Below are 18025 nucleotides of genomic sequence, written 5' to 3'. Positions count from 1 at the left end.
TTCGCTAAAAACCTGCCGCAAACAGGCCTGCACGCGAACCACGGGAACCTGCGTGAAGTGACCGAGGGGAAAAAACAAACGACATTAGCACCGCGCCGCTGCACTCATCGGCCACGCGCAACCACGACACCGGCGCGCCGCTGGCCAGTCGCTTCTGCTCCGCAGCATCAATCTGCCAAACGTGGTGCGGCTGCTCTGCTCGCGTCACGCGCGTGCCCTGGCGACGACCACTCGGCGCAGGCCGCGTGGTCCGCAACCAGCGCTGCAATGTGCGCGTGCTGGGAAGTTGAGCCGCAACAAACCACCGCGTTAATTCAATTCGCAAACGCTCAGCGCCCCAGCGCCGATGCTGCTCACGCAATCGCAATGTTCGCCGCCGCACCACTTCCGCATCCTGCGAACGCTCTCTGCCGCACGCCTGATAATTGGCCGCCAACGCAGCCTCGCCCCGCGCCCGCAACCGCTGCAAAAAGCTCCTCACCGTCCGCTCGCACAACTCCAACTCCTGGGCGATGAGCGCCACCGACTGCCCATTCTTAGATCGTCGCCAAATCGCCCGCCGAACCGCCAAAGCCAAAGCACGAGGCATGATCGAATCTCCGCAGCAACGAATTCACCAGACGCCCGAGACGAACTCATGCTACCGAATCCCACAACCCGGCAAAACTTTATGTCGCGATTAACGGCAAAACTTTATGTCGCGATTAACGGCAAAACTATGTGTCGCGATTAACGGCATAACTTTATGTCGCGTGACAGAGCCTCGCCCTCCCTTGGCTCGCCGCGACGCGTTGCTGGAGTAATGGTTACGAGATTAAATCCGCTTCGGCCCCTCTCCCCTGAGTATAGGGGCGAGGGTGCGAGGATGGCAGCTCGCGGAGCGAGATGAGCGTACCGTTTAGACCTTCTTCCAGGCGCCGCTCTTGGCGCTGTCGAGCACGGCGTCGCAGACCTTTTGGGTTTCGAGCGCATCGCGGAATGTCGGACCAGCGGGCTTGCCGTTGCCGAGGCCTTCGAGGAAATCCTTCACCTGGTGGACGAAGCTGTGTTCGTATCCGACCGCGAGGCCCGGCACCCACCACTTGCCCATGTAAGGGTGATCGCCGTCGGTGACGTGGATGCTGGCCCAGCCGCGGAGCGGGCCTTCCACTCGGTAGTCGAACCATTGCAGGCGGTGCAGATCGTGCAGGTCCCACTTCAGCGAGCCGTTTTCGCCGTTCACTTCGAAGGTGTAGAGGGCTTTGTGGCCGCGGGCGTAGCGGGTCGATTCAAACAGACCGAGCGAGCCGTTCTTAAAGTGGCAAAGGAAGGCGCAGGCGTCGTCGATGGTCACCTTTTCCGACTTGCCGGTAAGCTGGTGCTTCCGTTCCTTGATGAACGTTTCGGTCATGGCAGTCACATCGCTGATGCTGCCGTTGAGCCACAGCGCGGTGTCGATGCAGTGAGCCAGCAAGTCGCCGGTCACGCCGCTGCCGGCCGCGGCAGCGTCGAGCCGCCACAGAGCAGCGCCGCCTTGTGGCAGGTCGGCATTGATCGTCCAGTCTTGCAGGAAGTTGGCGCGATAGTGAAAGATCCGGCCGAGCTTGCCGCTATCGATAATTTGCTTGGCGTAGGTCACGGCCGGAATGCGGCGGTAGTTGTACCACACGATATTCGGCACGCCGGCCTTTTCGACGGCAGCGCACATCTCTTCACCCTCGGCCGTGTTCATGGCGAGCGGCTTTTCGCAGAGGATCATCTTGCCGGCCTGAGCGGCGGCGATCGAGATTTCCTTGTGCAGATTATTCGGCGTGCAGATATCGACGGCGTCGATGTCCTTGCGAGCGAGGAGCTTCTTCCAATCGGTCTCGATCGACTCATAGCCCCATTGGTCAGCGAAGGCCTGGGCCTTGCCGGCATCGCGAGCACAAACGGCCTTCAGCACCGGGCGGTACGGCAGGTCGAAAAAGTCGTTGACCCGCTTGTAGCCGTTGCTGTGAGCCCGGCCCATGAAGCCGTAGCCGATCATGCCGATGTTGAGAGGTTTAGGGGCCATGGTGTGCTGCTCCTGGTGTGGGGAGAGGGTTTTTCTTCGGTTGCGGGAAAGAGGGATAGTTTACGGGGCCGAATGGCCGGGAGAACAGGGGCCCGCCACACACACTTCTTTCTGCTCCCCACGGCGTATAATTCCCGCAGGAGGACTGCAGCATGAGCAAGTTGGAAGCAATGCCCCACGCGTCGCAACAAGCCACCCACCATGGCCCGCCGCCGCGAGGGATGTCGATCGGCCAATATCTGATCCACCGCATGCGGCAGTGCGGCATCGACGATGTTTTCGGCATCCCGGGCGACTACATCCTCACGTTCTACGGCATGCTGGAAAAAAGCCCGATCAATATCGTGGGCTGCACGCGCGAGGACTGCGCGGGCTTTGCTGCCGATGCCTACGCTCGCGTGCATGGCATGGGAGCGGTCTGCGTCACGTATTGCGTCGGCGGGCTGAGCGTTTGCAACTCCATCGCCGGGGCCTACGCCGAAAAATCTCCTGTGCTCGTGATCAGCGGTTCGCCGGGGCTCGAGGAGCGAGTCAATAATCCGCTGCTCCATCACAAGGTCCGCGACTTCCGCACACAGATCGAAGTCTTCGAAAAGCTGTGCGTCGCCTGTGCCGAGCTCAACGATCCGGTTGTCGCTTTTCGCGAGATCGATCGAGTGCTCGATGCGATGGCCCGTTTCAAACGGCCTGGCTATATCGAAATCCCGCGCGACATGGTCGACGTCGTGCCGCACATTTCTTACGACTTCCATCAGCACACACCCGATCCCGACACGAGCGCTGCCGACGAAGCCGCCGAAGAAGCAGCCACGCTGCTGACCAAATCGCAGCGGCCTGTGGTGATCGCCGGCGTCGAGATCCACCGCTTTGGCTTGCAGGACAAAGTGGTTGCGCTCGCCGAGCAAATGAAGACGCCGATCGCGGCGACGCTGCTGGGTAAAAGCGTCATTCCCGAAAAGCACCCTCTCTACATCGGCTTGTATGAAGGCGCGATGGGCCGGGCCGAAGTAACCAAGCTCGTCGAGGAGAGCGACTGCGTGCTGCTGCTCGGCGCGTTCATGACCGATCTGAACCTGGGCATCTTCACGGCGAACCTCGATCCCGCGAAATGCATCTACGCGACGAGCGAGCAACTCCGTATCCGTCATCATCACTATCACGGCGTGGGACTCGCAGAGTTCATCGATCGTCTGGCCCAGCGCAAACCCACGCCGCCAGTGCGGGCGATTCCCGCTGACATTCGCGCCGAGCGCAAGCCATTTGTATTGAATGCCGATGCGCAGTTGACGACGCGGCGGCTCATCGCGCGGCTTGATGATCAGCTCGATGATGAAACCATCGTCATCGCCGACATCGGCAACAGCCTGTTCGCCGCGACCGAGCTGACCATTCACGCCAAGACCGAGTTCATCAGCCCGGCGTATTACACCTCGATGGGCTTTTCGGTTCCCGCCGCGCTCGGCGCTCTCACGGCCCGGCCCGAAGCCCGCGTCATCGTCATCGTCGGCGACGGCGCGTTCCAAATGACTGGCAACGAACTCTCGACCATCGTCCGCCGCAAGCTGAATCCGCTGATCATCGTGCTCGATAACGAAGGCTACGGCACGGAGCGGTTCCTGCATTCCGGCGAATGGGAATACAACAACGTCCATCCCTGGCGCTACAGCAAACTTCCCGAGATCTACAACGGCGGCACCGGCTATGAAGTGAGCACCGAGGGAGAATTCGAAACCGCGCTGACCAAAGCCTGGGCCGATCGCAGCGGCATGAGCTTGATCCACGCCCACATTCCGCGGCTCGAAGCGAGTGATGCGCTGACGCGATTGGCGGCGAAGTTGAGTGAGAGGATTTAGGCAGTCGCCTTTCACTCCGTGAAAAGACGCGTCTTTCGACCGCTGTTGTGCGCGTAGCGTTGCCTCAAGATTCCACGATCCAAGACGCGTGCTTTCACGGAGTGAAAGACGACTCTCCCCTTCGCGCCGTCGTCGCTAGCAACCAGAATGTTCGTCTTGCCAATCAACATGATGAACTTTCGGCTTGGATGTCGATGAGAATGGGACCAGAGGTCTGAGAATAGGGACCGGGGGCATTATGCCTCTTCCCTGGCCCTTAGTTCCTCGCCCCTAGCCCCTCCGCCGCGTACACGACAACGTGAAAACGCGTCAGCGACATGCCATCACTGCTTGCAGCTTGGTTCAATCTGAAGCTCGCTCGAGAATTTCTGGAGCGGCTGCAGGGCATTACCACCCAGGACATCTGGAACAGCCTGGAAGGATATCTTTCCAAAGGGCAGTTCACCCTAGGCCTTGTGCTAGGCATTCTCGCGCTCCTGACGTTCACCAATCTCGCGCCCGATGTCGTGCTGATCATTGGCGTGTGCGTGCTGGTGCTCACCGGCATTCTCTCGCCCGGCGAAGCCCTGTCGGGCATGTCGAACGAAGGGATGATCACGGTCGCGATTCTGTTTGTGGTCGGCGCTGGCGTGCAGCAGACCGGCGGCGTCGACTGGATTGCCAAGCGACTCTTCGGCAGACCGAAGACCCAACTCGCGGCGATCTTTCGGCTCGTCTTTCCCACGATGTTCTTCAGCGCGTTCATGAACAATACGCCGCTGGTCGCCATGCTCATTCCACCGGTCAGCGACCTCGCGCGACGCGAACGAATCCCGGCCAGCAAGCTGATGATCCCGCTCAGCTACGCGGCGATCCTTGGTGGCACGTGTACGCTGATCGGCACGAGCACCAACCTCGTCGTGCAAGGCCTGTGGATCAAATCGGGCCACTCGCCACTCGGCATGTTCGACATCACTTGGGTCGGCTTGCCGGCCGCGATCATCGGCGGTTTGTATGTCGTCTTCGCTGCGTACTTTCTACTTCCCGATCGCAGCCCTGCCGTCAGCACGCAAGACGACCCGCGCGAATACACCGTCGAAATGCTCGTGCAGCCGGGAAGTCCACTTTCCGGCAAGAGCATCGAAGCCGCCGGCCTGCGACATCTGCCCGGTTTGTTTCTCGCCGAGATCGAACGCGAAGGCGTGGTGATTCCCGCCGTGTCGCCGCTGGAAATTTTGCATGGCGGCGATCGGCTGCTGTTTGTCGGCAACGTCGATTCCGTGGTCGAGTTGCAGAAGATCCGCGGTCTCGCGCCGGCGACGGATGAAGTCTTCAAGCTTTCGGCGCCGCGGCCGCAGCGCTGCCTGATCGAAGCCGTGGTCAGCAATACTTGCCCGATCGTCGGCCAGTCGATTCGCGAATCGCGGTTCCGCAATCATTACAACGCGGTAGTCGTTGCCGTTGCTCGCAACGGCGAACGGCTGCATCAAAAGATCGGCGACATCGTCCTCAAGCCGGGCGACGTGCTGCTGGTCGAAGCCCATCCGTCGTTTGCCGAACAGCAACGGAGCAGCCGCGACTTCTTCCTCGTCTCTGCCGTCGAAAACAGTTCGCCGCCGCATCACGAAAAAGCCTTGCTCGCGACAGCGCTCCTCGGCGTAATGGTCATTGCGAGCGCGATTGAGATTGTGCCGGTCATCGTAGCCGCATTTGTGGTCGCTGGCCTGATGGTTTTGACGAAGTGCGTCTCGGTCGAAGCCGCACGGAAAAGCATCAATTGGGAAGTGTTGCTGGCCATCGCTGCTGCTTTTGCTCTGGGTAAAGCGCTCGAAGCCAGCGGTTCCGCCAAGCAAGTGACCGATGGCTTGCTGTCGCTCGCCGGCACGAATCCTTATCTGTCGCTGGCCATCATTTATTTCACGACCGTTCTCGTCACTGAGTTGATTACCAACAACGCCGCCGCCGCGCTGATGTTCCCGTTCGCGATGGCGACTGCCGCGAAGCTCGGCGTGAGCCCGTTCCCGTTCGTCATCGTGATCATGATGGGCGCGTCGGCGGGCTTCGCCACGCCGATCGGCTATCAAACAAACCTCATGGTTTATGGCCCTGGCGGGTATCGCTTCAGCGATTACGTGAAAGTCGGCCTGCCGCTGGACTTCCTGATCGGCGTGGTCACGATCATCATCACGCCGCTCGTCTTCAGGTTCTAAAGCTCACGATGGCGACAGCGCTAGCTCGCTGCCGTCCACAAAAACTCGCTCCACGGCCAACTCGGCCGAGAGCACCAGCACATCGGCCCGCTTGCCGAATTCGAGACTGCCAATCTCGCGCTCGTGGCCTGCGATCCTCGCCGGCGTGAGCGATGCCATCCGGATCACTTCCCACAACGGCCTGCCGGTCAGCCGCTGAAAAGTGCGGACCATGTGATCCATGCCCACGCAACTCGATGCGAGCGCTTTGCCATCGGGCGTCATCCCGACGTCGTCGCGCTTGATGAGCCGTTCGCCGCCGATGAGTGGACCGATCAAGTATTCGCCGTCGGGCATGTCGAGAGCTCGACTTGTATCGGTCACCAGCGCGAGGCGGTCGGCGCCTTTGATTTTGAGCGCGAGATTGAGCAAGCTCGTGTCGAGATGCTTGCCGTCGGCGATCACTTCGGTGGTTAGTTCGTCGTAGTAGAGCGTCGCTTCGAGCACGCCGCCTTGCATCGGATACATCTGAAACTGCCGCAACTTGCTTTTGTCCGACATCGCGCAAAACAAATGATCGACGTGTCGCACGCCCCACTCGACGGCTTGCGTCATTTGGTCGAAGGTCGCCCACGAGTGCCCCACATTCGTTCGCACGCCGCGGTCGCGACACGCCAAGGCGAACTCCTTCGCCCCCGGCAACTCCGGCGCGACGGTGCAAGTCACCAGCGAATCGGCATACGCGAGGTACTGCGAAAACTCTTCCTCAATCGGCGGGCGAATTGGCCCACCCGGATGCGCGCCGCGGGCTTCGTAGCGAAAATACGGGCCGTAGAAGTGAGCGCCGAGAACGCGCGAGCCATTCGGTTCCGGATTCAGGCGAAAGGCCCGAGTTTGCTCGAGCGTGGCCAGGATTTGTTCATGCGTTGCGACAGTCGTGGTCGCCGCGAGTCGCGTCGTCCCATGCCGAGCGTTCGTGGTGAGCGCCGCGCGAAAGGCCTCCGCCGTCCCATCCATGAAGTCGCCGCCGCCACCGCCGTGCACATGTAGGTCGATGAAGCCGGGCGATATGTAACCGTCGCCGGCGCTGATGACGGTCGCATCCGCCGGCAGATGTGCTCCCTGCGGAAGAATCTCCGCGATGCGTCCCTCGCGCACGAGAACGACGCCGGGTGAAACCCGATCAGGGAAGATAATTTGTCCGACGAAGGCCAGGGTAGTCATAGCAGGATCCCACGCCATTGCAGTTATGTCGTCAGCGGCAACGCCTCTTTTTGAGCCAGTTCAAACAGTCGCAGCGGCTCGACTTTGCTTTCCATCAGCTTCGCATTCGGCACGAGCCAGCCCGCAATCCGGCCGCGGCGGATCACACCTTTTTCGAGTGGCTCGCTGAAGAAGCAGGCTTCGCTGCGGCCGAGCGTGATTTTTTGAGTAACTCGATCGTCGGGATAAATCACTTCGACGTACGAGTTCGGTTCCTGCTGCGTGCTGAACCACGTCACAAAGCCCCCCGCCGAAGGATCGGAGCGAAGGTCGAATCCCTGCTGATCCTTGTCCGATCCCCACCAGGTCTTTTCTTTCCAATTCCAGATCGCTGTGCGCGCCTCGGGAAGTTCTGAGACGATCGTGCAGCGCGGCTCGCTGTTGAGCAAGCTCGTTTGCATCGAGATCAACAACTGCACGCCAATCGCTTTCATCGCCGGATGTTCCAGCAACCGCCAATAGAGTTGCGGTTGCACAGCAGCGCCGGAAAGTTCTTCGTACGTGGCGACCAGATCGCTGCCGCGAACATACAGATCGACTAGCACGGGCGCGGCTCGCGCACTCACGGGCGGCCTGAATTGCAGCGTAGTTCCTTGAAAGCCTTTTCTATCTGCCGTCGACCAAGCCACTCCGCTGGTAGGCAGAGCCGCATCGACACTGATTTGATATTCGCCGAGGGTGGCCGTGGCGAGCGTGCCGTTGAGATCCCAAGTGGCCATGTGAAGTCCGGTCACGATTGAAGCAGGCAAGAAACAAAAAACCCCGCCAGCTCACTTGCGTAAGTCGGCGGGGCCGGAACAGAGAAGAGGCCGTAGTTGCTTATCAACCAACCAGTATGAAAAATATGAGGACTGATAAACCTTGGCAACTGGCGGAAACCTCATCACCTTCAGTCATATTAGCAGGATCGGAACCGGTGTCCAGACTTTTGTGAAAAAATTGCGAAGCAGGCCGAAAATCAGCTGGCAGGTCTCCGTCTGGCGACTAATGTCCCGCCCCTCACACCCGCCTTCCGCCCTGTCCCAGACCCCTATTCCCTGACCCCAGCCCCCTGGGATAATCGGCCCATGAGCACACCCGATCCCCGTCAGTTTTTGCCCCTGTGTGAACACGCGGCCCGCGTCGGCGCCGGCATTTTGATGGAGTGGCGCGACAAGTTCACGCCGCGGGAAAAAGGTCCCAAAGACCTGGTCACGGAAGCCGATCTCGCGTCGCAAGTGGCGATTCGCAAACTACTTCTGGACGCCCATCCCGATCACGACTTCCTCGGCGAAGAGGATGCCAGCTTGGGTGGCCGCGCGACCGAGAGGCGGAGCGATTTTCGCTGGATCGTCGACCCGCTCGACGGCACGGCCAACTATGTCCACCGGCTCCAGACGTTTGCCACCTCGATCGGCCTGGAACATCGGGGAACGTTGATCGCTGGCGCCATCGTCGATCCGATCAGCGACGAATGCTACACCGCCGGTCTGGGCTGCGGGGCTTTTCTCAACGGCCAGCCGATCCGCGTGAGCGACTGTCAGGAAATTGCGCAGGCCCTGGTCGCCGTCAGCTTCCGAGCCAACATCGCCCGCGGCTCGCAGGACGTGACGCGGTTCATCGAGACGATGCACGCCTGCCAAAGCATCCGCCGCCTCGGCTCCGCCGCCCTCAACTGCTGCTACGTTGCTGCCGGCCGGCTCGACGGCTACTTCGCCACCAGCGGCATCCAAGCCTGGGATGTGGCCGCAGGCATTCTCATCATCACCGAAGCCGGCGGCACCCTCACCGGGATTCAGGGCGAGCCACTGAACATCGACAACCCCGAAATGCTCGCCGCATCCTCCCCGCGCGTCCACCAGCAAATGCTGGAAGTCATCCGCCGCGCCGACCAGCAATCGTCCGCCAAATAGATTTGCCGCGCAGGTAGCCCGACGCGTGAGCGAGGGTTTGGGCGCGCAACCGAATTTCTTGGCAACGTGCGACAGCACCATTCGCGGCGGCGAATTTGACACAAAGTTTGAGGAGAACTCGCACCCGAGAATTGTGCTCCCGCACGTTGGTTGGATCCGGAGTCTAAACGCCCAAACCCTCGCTCACGCGTCGGGTTACCTTTTCACCAACTCACGCTCGATCGTTTCGAACCGATAATCAAAAATCCGCTTCAGCATGTGGCGCACCATCAGCGCGTGCGTGATCGTTCCCAGCGGACCGAACGGCATTTCATAACGAACCGTGTCGCGCATCTGCGTGCCATCGGCGGTTGCAGTGAACTCGTGCGTGTGATGCCACACGCGATAAGGGCCGCGGAGTTGCACATCGACGAAGCGCTCCTGCGGCGTGAATTCCTCAATCCGCGTTTTCCACTTCATCGGCACGCCAAACAGGCTGATCTGGTAATCGAGCAGCGCGCCGGTTTTCATTTCCAGCGGCAGCGGCGTGAGGATTTTGAAATTTAGCCAAGGGGGCGTGATCCGCTGCAAGTTTCCCGCGTCGGCGAAAAAGGGAAAGACTTGGTCAAGCGGTAACGGAATGAATTGCTCGCGAACGAGCGTATAACTGCGCGGCATGATTGTCGTCGTTCGGCCTGCGATCGAGGAAGGCTGGAGATGCGGTAAACTACGGGACCAATCTTAGACCGCGAAGCCCCAGCCAACATAACCGATGCCCACCTACATCGCCCTGCTCCGCGCCGTGAATGTCGGCGGTACTGGCAAACTGCCAATGACCGAACTCGTTGCCATGTGCGAGGAGCTCGGCTTCGAAAACGTCCGCACCTACATTGCCAGCGGCAACGTGGTGTTCCGCAGCAAGCTATCGGCTGCGAAGGTGAAGAAGTCGCTCGAACAGGCGCTGGAAGAATACGCCGGCAAACCGGTCGGCGTACACATTCGCACGCCGGCTGAAATGGCTGCCGTCGCCGCCGACAATCCGTTTCCCAGCGCCGCGAAGAACCACACCGTGGCGATCTTTCTCGACACTCCGACGAAGCCGGCAATGCTAGAGAACATCGCGGGCCAAGACCAAGAAGAAGTCGCCCTCGGCAAAAAAGAAATCTACGTCAGCTACGGCCCGACCATGGGCCAATCGAAACTGAAAATCCCCGCCGCCAAAACCGGCACCGCGCGCAACATGAACACCGTCGCCAAACTTGCCGCCATGGCCGCCGAATAATCCTCGCCACCGCCCTTGCGACTACTCCACCGCCAAAAACCGCAACTCACCGCTACTCAGTTCCAGCGTCGCGACGGTGAATTCATCCGCGCGATGCAACGCGCCAGGACAAATCCTCCGCACGCCATCCTGCAGGCGATCAACCGGAAAATGCAGATGCCCCGATAGGAGGTAGTCGGGCTGCAGCGCATCAAGCGCCGGATATCGATGTGCGTATGGCCATGAGCGACACCGATTCGTTTGCCGGCAAGTTCAATTACATCACCCCAAGCCCAGCGAAACTGCATGGCACGCGGCAATAGCCCGTTCGAGATGCGGCGTCATGTCGGCATCATGATTGCCGAACGTGAAATAGCTCGGCAGGATGGTAACGACCGGAATCATCTCCGGTTCCGAAATATCGCCGCAGTGAATCAACACTTCAGCGCCATGATCGCGTAGCAATGCCACGGCCCGCTGCGCACGGTCGGCTTCGTTGTGCGTATCAGAAAGAATGCCGATGAGCATGCCTCTAGTGTAGTCCTCACGCTCCGCCTGGGGTGCGGAGTTTGCAACCGGCAAACACGCCACACGGAGTGTGGCGACTACACTACGGACTCCCCGGCACTTTCTGCCCAACATCAATGTCATACACATTCGGCCCGGTAGTCTGCACGGTGTACTTCAGACCCGACGTTTCATAGGCCAGAAACTTGCGCTGCAACGGACTCGGCGGCGGTTCGCTGCTGAAATTGCCGGGCGTGTCGCGCGACGGCGGAAAGACGCAAACCTGATGTTCGCCAGCGATCGCACCGTCGTTCGGATTGAATGTCGTCAGCTGATATTTACCATCGGCGCCAATTTCGCCGCGCGCGTTCACCTGCTTGGCGACATCGCTGTTCACGCTGCGAAACTCCACCGTGCCGCCAGCGAGCGGCTTACCGTCGGTAAATTTCACGGTGCCGGTCACAGGATAGGTTTTCACCTTGTTGTCGCAACCCGTGAGAAAGGTTGTGACCAAGGCCAATGCGCACGGAAGGAGCAAATGTTTCATGAGACGAGGCATGTCAAAGGAACGAGTTGAATGTGTATGTTTTAACGCATGAACCTGGAGGAGCAGAACATCGCCGGTGGGAAGAAAGTCGTGATTGTCGGCGGCGGCCTGGCCGGATTGGCTGCTGCGGCCGGCCTGGTGAGGCGCGGGCTGCAGGTGGAATTGCTCGAGGCCAAACAATCGCTGGGAGGCCGGGCCGGTTCGTATCGCGATGCCGAATCGGGCGAACTGATCGATCATTGCCAGCACGTCGCGTTGGGCGGCTGTACGAATTTTCTTGATCTGTGCAAACGGACCGGCTGTTCGAATCTGCTGGAACGTCATCGCCGGCTGTATTTTTTCTCGGCTGCCGGCCAGCGGAGCGATTTCGCCGCTGCCGGCTGGCTTCCCGCGCCGCTCCATCTGTTGCCGACGTTGTTGCGGATGAAGCATCTCTCCTGGCGGGATATTTTTTGCATCGGCCGCGCGATGCAAACGATGATGCGCACCCCTGCGCACGATTCACAAAGCATTCAGGCTTGGCTGGAACAGCAGCGGCAAACTCCGGCGGCGATCGAACGATTTTGGAAAGTCGTCCTCGTCAGCGCCCTGGCCGATTCGCTCGATCACATTTCGTATTCAGGCGCACGGCAGGTTTTCGTCAAAGGATTTCTCGCCCATCCATCGGCCGCCGATGTGCTGATTCCGCAAGCCTCGCTCGGCGAGTTGTACGATCAACGGATGGCCAGTTGGCTGCGCGAACAGGGAGCGACCATTCGCTGTGGCGAGGCGGTGAAGCAGATTTCGCGATCGAGCAATCAGCAACTGCTCGTCCAAACCACCACTCGCGAGCTCACCGCCGATGCTGTGATCTCTGCCGTGCCGTGGCAACATGTGCGAGAGATGCTAGCGCCGGAACTACGCGCCGCTTTGCCGCAATTGAACCATTTAAACGAGTTCAGCAGTTCGCCGATCGCCAGCGTTCATTTGTGGACCGATCGGCCCATCATGGACTTACCGCACGCGGTGTTGATCGAGCGCCTCAGCCAATGGGTTTTCGCCAGAAAGAATTTCAGCAGCGGCGAGTTCAACTATCAGGTCGTCATCAGCGGCGAGCACTCACTCGCGGGCCAGCCGAAGCAAACGATCATTGACGAAGTGTGGCGCGATCTGCAGGCTGTCTTTCCCGCGGCCCGCAACGCCAGGCTGCTGCGAGCGCGGCTCATCACGCAGCGTGAAGCAGTGTTTCGCGAAGAAGTCGACGGCAACGCACTCGCGCAGTTGTCGGCGACGTCGTCATTGCCGCAACTCACCTTTGCCGGCGATTGGCTGAACGACGGTTGGTACGCGACGATGGAAGGGGCTGTCCGCAGCGGTTATCGCGCAGCCGAGCGAATCGTCGAGCAATTGCTCGGCGAGAAAGTAACGATCCTGCAGCCCGATCTACCGCGGAGTTGGCTCGCGCGGTGGTTGATCAAATAAAGGCGACTACCCCTTCGCTTGCACGTCCTTGGCTTGCTTCAGCACCAGGTCGCCCGTGTTGGCAAACAGCGTATCGATGGCGTAGTCGTTGACGAGTGTTGCGTTATCGAGATACGTCGTGCCGTTGTGCTTGGCCGCGACGCCGCTGCCATTCTTCAAATTGTTCACGCGGTCTACATTCGAATTGGCCGAGGTCCACTCGGCCATGATCAAGAGCAGGGCGGCTTCGTTGCCGTCGTGCGTCGTGGCGCCGCCAATCAGCAGGTCATCGCCGGTGTTGCCGTACAGCAGATCGGCCCCCATTCCGCCGATCAGCAGGTCACGGCCATTGCCGCCGTAGAGTTTGTCGAGGCCGATGCCGCCGAGCAAAATGTCGTCGCCATCGCCACCCTGCAGCGTGTCGTTGCCGCCAGCCCCTTGCAGAATGTCGTTGCCGCCGAGCCCCTGAATTGTGTTGGCCACGTTGCTACCAGTGAGCTTGTCATCGAACGGCGAGCCTTCGAGTTTTTCGATACTGCCGGTGATCTTCACCGTATTGCCGCCGGCATCACTCTGGGCCTGGCCGGCGTTCTGCGACAGATCGAACTCCACGCCCGTGGTCGCGTTCGCAAAACTAATCAGTTCCGAGCCGGCGTTATCGACCACATTGATCGTTGCGCCGGTCGTGCCGAATTTGTAAGTGTCGTTGCCCGCTTCGCCTTGCAAATTGATGATGCGATCGACCTGGTCGCCGTCGATCTGGAACGTGTCGTTCCCCGCGCGACCGGCGATCGTCAGCGTTTCGGTGTGGCCCAGATAGATATAAGGGCCGACCGTAGCAACCTGCAGCAAGCTACCGTTCAAGCGGAACACATCGTTCTTTGCGGTGCCAACGATCGACACCGAGTCGTGGTCGCTCGTATCGCTGGTGATATCGATCGTGAACGGCGTGGTGATCGCGTTGTTCAGATCGATGGTCACATTGTTCGCGCTTCCGTTGCGGAGATCGAGGTTGATGCTCTGCACCTGCGCCATCGGCCAACTTTGAATCAGCGTGTTCGTCGCCAAATCGACGACCATGATGTTCGAGCCGTTGCGGCGAATAAACAGATTGGCATCGTCCGGTAGCGAGACCGTTTGCAAGCCGCCGCCGTTCTTCCGCACCGAGACCAACGTGTCGTTCTGGCCAACGGGCAGAAACATTTTGTCGGTGATGAAATTGGCGATGCGCCGACCTTGATCCTGCGACTGCTGGTTGTCGAACTCCCAATGCACGCCCAGATAAATGCGGCTGCGGCCGTTTTCTTCGGCGGCCTGGCTGAACGAGTGATAGTCGCGCGAAAGGCCACCACCTTCATCGGAGGTCAGCGTGTAATCGAGCGTATCCGTGCCGTAGAAATTCGTCAGCACTTGAAACAACGCGGCGCCGAAGCCGGCATGCCCCGAAGCGTAGCTGGGAAACGGCGGCGTGAAGTCCGGAATGGTCGTGCCGTTGCCCGGCGCACCGAGCGGCACCCAGTTGGGATCGCCGGTCGTGAGCGGATTATTATCCTTAGCCCCTTCGCGAATCGCCGAGACCGGCCGCCAGAAATCGTACTTGTACTTGTAGTCCCAAATCGCCACGCCCGCGTCGGCCATCGCCAGATTGCCGAGGGCAAACAGCCGCGCGTTGTCGACGACCGTGTTCCCTTCGACTGCGGAGATCTCGGCCATGTTGCGGTTGTACAGAACGAGCGGCGGGCCGAAGTACTTGCGATCATAAGCCCAGAAAAGGCCAATCTCGGTTTGATCGGCGGTGCGCGTAGTGCTGTTGAGCGCGCCCAACGACTTCACTTCGTTGAAGGCCGCCGCATAGGCAGGCGAGGTCAGCGCCGGCGGCGGCGGAATCGGGAAGTCGGTGGTCTTGTTGATCACAAACGGCTTGACGGCGCCCCAGGCTGGATCAAGTGCCATTTGTGGCGTGCCGAGGATTGTCGGATCAGGCCGCCAATGGCCCACGGCTTTGTTTGGACGATAAAGTTTTACGGCGTCGCTACCGTCGGCTTCGCGCAGGTCAAGAATCAAATTGGCCGCTGCCTCGCCAATGGCCACGCCGTCGTCTTCATCCTGGCCATCGGTCACCAGCGCGAGCTCATCGATATACCACTGCTCGACAACCGCTTCCTGCTCGGGATAAAGCGCGATAATCACTTCACGAGCCGCAGCCGCCACGGCAGCATCGATCGAAGCCGTCGCCGGCGCCGTCTGCGTGAGTGCATAGGGTGTGTGCGTTTGATCGATGGCATTCACGGCGTCGTAGATGGCGACGTGCATCATCGCGTAGGCTCGCGACGAACGCGTGGGACCCATCTGAGCGTCGTCGGTCTGCACCACTTCGGCCAGGTGCTCATTCCAGGTGAGCACCGCATCGGCGGCCATCAACTCGCGCTTCTCGAGCGACTCCAAGAACATCCGGCGTTGCCGACTGCTGGCCGAAACGAGAATACCCCGAGCGCGCACAATCCAAGCCATTGGTTAGCTCCGCCATCCACAGGCAAATTCAACAAATCAGACTAGCAATCCATCGCTAGCAGGCGCGGTGATCGCCGCTGGGCTGGTAACTACCTGCCAGGACAATTTTGCGCACGATTATCTGTATTACGCTTATCGGAATATTGCGGTAGTTCCTGTTGTTCCGGTTGCGGAAAGATTGCGACATAGCGAAACTATGTCGCGCCGGAAACCTGTGCGGCTGCTAGCAGCTCTGGCTAATCGAATTTGCAGTTCGGCAAGCCGCGCTGCAGTTGCTCGCGGCCGGCGTCGGAAATCCCCGTGCTGCGCACCGCCAAAAAGCGGAGCGTTTGCAGCCGAAGGATCGCGGGCACGGCTGTGTCGTTGATCTCCGCTCCGACCAACAGCAACTGCTGCAAGTTGCGAAGCTCGCTCAATTGAGCAACTCCTTGCGAAGTGACGTGCGCATCGAGCAACTGCAAAAACTCCAACTGATGCAGACGAGCCAACTCCGGAGCGAGCGCATCGCTAGTTTGCGTTAAACCTAGAGATACATGCGTGAGTCGCGGATTGTTGTGCAGCAATTGCCGGCAGTCGTCGTCGATGCGGGGACCCATCAACCATAACTCTTTGAGACTGTGTTGATTGGCAAAGTACGCCAGCTGCCGCGGCCTGCAGTCGAGCGAAAGTATTTCGAGTTGCGCGAGCGAACGCAGCCCGGAAAGGTCGGCATCTCCGCCAAGAATGTCCAGGCGGAAGTTATCCGAACTCAGATCGAGGCGGACGAGATTCGGTAGCTCGCACAGCAGGCCGATACTTTCAGCGTCGAGCTGGACATGCCGCGGCGCTTGGACCCACATCACCTCATTGAGATGATCCGGCGGCAACAAGCTCGCATACCAAGGTTCCTTGCCCGACTGCGACAACTCGGGACGGCGCATCTTCACTTCGAACCCAAGCTTGCGAAGCTGCTTTGCAGCCGCATGCTCGCGCAGCTTACCCCGTCGCCAATGCGAAACCCAAGCCAAGGGAACGGCCAGAACCAGCAACACGATCAGCATTGCCCGCAAGCTGATCCGCCACGGACTGCGGACTTCGAGACTGGCAGGCGTGGAACGCATGACCGTAGTCTAACCCGTAAACCGCCAGCCATTGCGGCTTTCAGGGTTCAACCACTGGTTGAGATCCGTCAGGTTCGTCACTTTCATATTCTCGCCGTCCCAATCGATGGGTTTGCCGGCGCCGGCTCGCTGAGCGAGATTGCCGAGCAGCGTGAACTCGGTGAGCCGGGCGGAATATTCGAAGTGCGAAGCCGTGTCGGTCTTTCCTTCGCGAGCCGCACGGAGAAAATCACCGGCGGCGCCCGATGTGCGCGGCAGCACCTTGGGCGCTGTCGGCGTTTCCTGGCCGACGATGCGCACGCCTCCGCCGTAAGTGCCGGTGAAGAGAATACCCTTCTCGCCGACATACAGCGTGCCGTTGGAATCGAACTTTTCATTCGGATATTGCTTCTTCAGTTCCGTGAGGAGCGGCGGCACGTTCTGCACACCGTTGCGCACGCTCTTTACGGCTTTGTTCGAATCGCCCGTGTCCCCCTCGCCGGTGCGGCCGTCGTACCAATAGACCTTTACCGGTGGCATGTCGCCTTCCTTGGAACTGCGCGCCGCAAAATCCCAGCGCAGCCGACAGCCGGTTGGCGTTCGTTCGTTGCTGCCGCCGATGATTTGCTCGGCTTCGATGCGGGTCGGATGCTCGAGCTTCAGCGCCCAATACACGCCGTCGAGCACGTGGCAGCCCATGTTGCCCAGCGAACCATTGCCGAAGTCATGCCAGCCATGCCATTCGTGCGGATGCAGATCGACGTGAAAGTCACGATATGGCGACGGCCCGATCCACTCTTCCCAGTGCAAATTCGCTGGCGGAGTGCTCGACGCCGGCCGCGGCCCGATGCCGCCGTTTGCTCGATCGGTCCAGCTATGCGTTTCGGTGATCTTGCCCACCGCGCCGCTCCACACCAGCTCGCACAGCTTGCGATAACCTTCCTCGCAATGCCCTTGATTGCCCATCTGCGTCGTCACGTTGTACTTCTTCGCCGTGGCAATCAGTTGCCGAGCTTCGCCCACGGTGTGGCACAACGGCTTTTCGCAATACACGCCCTTGCCCAGCTGCATCGCAATCAGCGACGGCAGGGCATGCTGATGATTGGGAGTGGCAATGAAGACCACATCGATCTGCTTCGCCATTTTGTCGAACAGCGTGCGATAGTCGGTAAAGGTCTGCACCTTGTCGGCCTCGGCCCCTTTGCTTTGCGCGAGAGCCTTGGCCGTATCGAGCCGCTTTTCATCGACATCGACGAGCGCCACCAGGTTCTGTCCCGCTGCCGTCGCAATGTGCGTGCTCCCTCGGCCACCGCAGCCGATCACTGCGCAGTTGAGCTTCTGTTTCTCCTCGGCACTCCGCGCGCTGCGCGGTGCAAACATGCTGAGCGCACTGACACTGACAACGGCGGCTGCTGATTGCTGCAGAAACGATCGACGGGAAGTGCTCATGATTAGTACTCGGAGAGGGTCTTAGGTCGCGTAGCACGAAC

General features: G+C 60.0%; 15 protein-coding genes. 5 read left to right on the top strand and 10 right to left on the bottom strand.

Features of this window, described 5'->3' with window-relative positions; translation table 11 throughout:
• Positions 1-4: 4 nt before the first annotated feature.
• Positions 5-589 carry a helix-turn-helix domain-containing protein gene (locus M9Q49_RS32270; RefSeq protein WP_254507121.1) on the bottom strand — a complete coding sequence of 195 codons (585 nt, stop codon included), beginning with the start codon at positions 587-589 and terminating at the stop codon, positions 5-7.
• 309 nt (positions 590-898) lie between these two features.
• A complete protein-coding gene (locus M9Q49_RS32265; protein ID WP_254513434.1) occupies positions 899-2035 on the bottom strand; it encodes a Gfo/Idh/MocA family protein in 1137 nt (378 codons plus the stop codon).
• A gap of 152 nt (positions 2036-2187) precedes the next feature.
• Between M9Q49_RS32265 and M9Q49_RS32260 the strand changes: the two genes are divergently transcribed.
• Entirely contained in the window at positions 2188-3888 is a 1701-nt protein-coding gene (locus M9Q49_RS32260; RefSeq protein WP_254513433.1) for an alpha-keto acid decarboxylase family protein, read from the top strand.
• Between the two features lie 317 nt (positions 3889-4205).
• Positions 4206-6077 (top strand): SLC13 family permease, encoded by a 1872-nt coding sequence (locus M9Q49_RS32255; RefSeq protein WP_254513432.1) that lies wholly within the window; start codon positions 4206-4208, stop codon positions 6075-6077.
• Positions 6078-6080: 3 nt separating this feature from the next.
• Here the strand turns inward: M9Q49_RS32255 and M9Q49_RS32250 are convergent, their stop codons facing one another.
• The gene (locus M9Q49_RS32250; RefSeq protein WP_254513431.1) at positions 6081-7280 is read right to left on the bottom strand and encodes an N-acetylglucosamine-6-phosphate deacetylase; all 1200 of its coding nucleotides are present in this window, start codon (positions 7278-7280) and stop codon (positions 6081-6083) included.
• A 23-nt stretch (positions 7281-7303) separates the two neighbouring features.
• Positions 7304-8038: a hypothetical protein gene (locus M9Q49_RS32245; protein WP_254513430.1), complete on the bottom strand. Its 735-nt coding sequence runs from the start codon at positions 8036-8038 to the stop codon at positions 7304-7306.
• 348 nt (positions 8039-8386) lie between these two features.
• On the opposite strand from M9Q49_RS32245, the gene M9Q49_RS32240 reads away from it, so the two are divergent.
• A complete protein-coding gene (locus M9Q49_RS32240; protein ID WP_254513429.1) occupies positions 8387-9211 on the top strand; it encodes an inositol monophosphatase family protein in 825 nt (274 codons plus the stop codon).
• A gap of 195 nt (positions 9212-9406) precedes the next feature.
• Here M9Q49_RS32240 and M9Q49_RS32235 read toward each other — a convergent pair whose 3' ends face one another.
• Entirely contained in the window at positions 9407-9868 is a 462-nt protein-coding gene (locus tag M9Q49_RS32235; protein ID WP_254513428.1) for an SRPBCC family protein, read from the bottom strand.
• A 94-nt stretch (positions 9869-9962) separates the two neighbouring features.
• Here M9Q49_RS32235 and M9Q49_RS32230 point away from each other — a divergent pair, with 94 nt between their 5' ends.
• Positions 9963-10472 (top strand): DUF1697 domain-containing protein, encoded by a 510-nt coding sequence (locus M9Q49_RS32230; RefSeq protein ID WP_254513427.1) that lies wholly within the window; start codon positions 9963-9965, stop codon positions 10470-10472.
• 261 nt (positions 10473-10733) lie between these two features.
• On the opposite strand, the gene M9Q49_RS32225 is transcribed toward M9Q49_RS32230, so the two are convergent.
• Positions 10734-10979, bottom strand: a complete 246-nt coding sequence (locus M9Q49_RS32225) for a metallophosphoesterase family protein (protein ID WP_254513426.1) — start codon at positions 10977-10979, stop codon at positions 10734-10736.
• 82 nt (positions 10980-11061) lie between these two features.
• On the bottom strand, positions 11062-11505 hold the full coding sequence (locus M9Q49_RS32220; protein WP_254513425.1) for a hypothetical protein: 444 nt from the start codon (positions 11503-11505) through the stop codon (positions 11062-11064).
• Positions 11506-11553: 48 nt separating this feature from the next.
• Between M9Q49_RS32220 and hpnE the strand changes: the two genes are divergently transcribed.
• Positions 11554-12966, top strand: coding sequence for a hydroxysqualene dehydroxylase HpnE (gene hpnE / locus M9Q49_RS32215; RefSeq protein ID WP_254513424.1), 1413 nt, complete (start codon positions 11554-11556; stop codon positions 12964-12966).
• Positions 12967-12972: 6 nt separating this feature from the next.
• On the opposite strand, the gene M9Q49_RS32210 is transcribed toward hpnE, so the two are convergent.
• From M9Q49_RS32210 to M9Q49_RS32200, 3 genes are all read right to left on the bottom strand, one after another.
• On the bottom strand, positions 12973-15456 hold the full coding sequence (locus M9Q49_RS32210) for a phosphatase PAP2 family protein (RefSeq protein WP_254513423.1): 2484 nt from the start codon (positions 15454-15456) through the stop codon (positions 12973-12975).
• Between the two features lie 236 nt (positions 15457-15692).
• Positions 15693-16556, bottom strand: coding sequence for a hypothetical protein (locus tag M9Q49_RS32205; RefSeq protein WP_254513422.1), 864 nt, complete (start codon positions 16554-16556; stop codon positions 15693-15695).
• A gap of 9 nt (positions 16557-16565) precedes the next feature.
• Positions 16566-17984 (bottom strand): Gfo/Idh/MocA family protein, encoded by a 1419-nt coding sequence (locus M9Q49_RS32200; RefSeq protein ID WP_254513421.1) that lies wholly within the window; start codon positions 17982-17984, stop codon positions 16566-16568.
• Positions 17985-18025 lie beyond the last annotated feature (41 nt).

The sequence above is a fragment of the Anatilimnocola floriformis genome (assembly GCF_024256385.1).
Classification (GTDB): domain Bacteria; phylum Planctomycetota; class Planctomycetia; order Pirellulales; family Pirellulaceae; genus Anatilimnocola; species Anatilimnocola floriformis.
The sequence above is the reverse complement of the archived record's forward strand: the minus strand, read 5'-3'. Positions and strand labels throughout refer to the sequence as shown.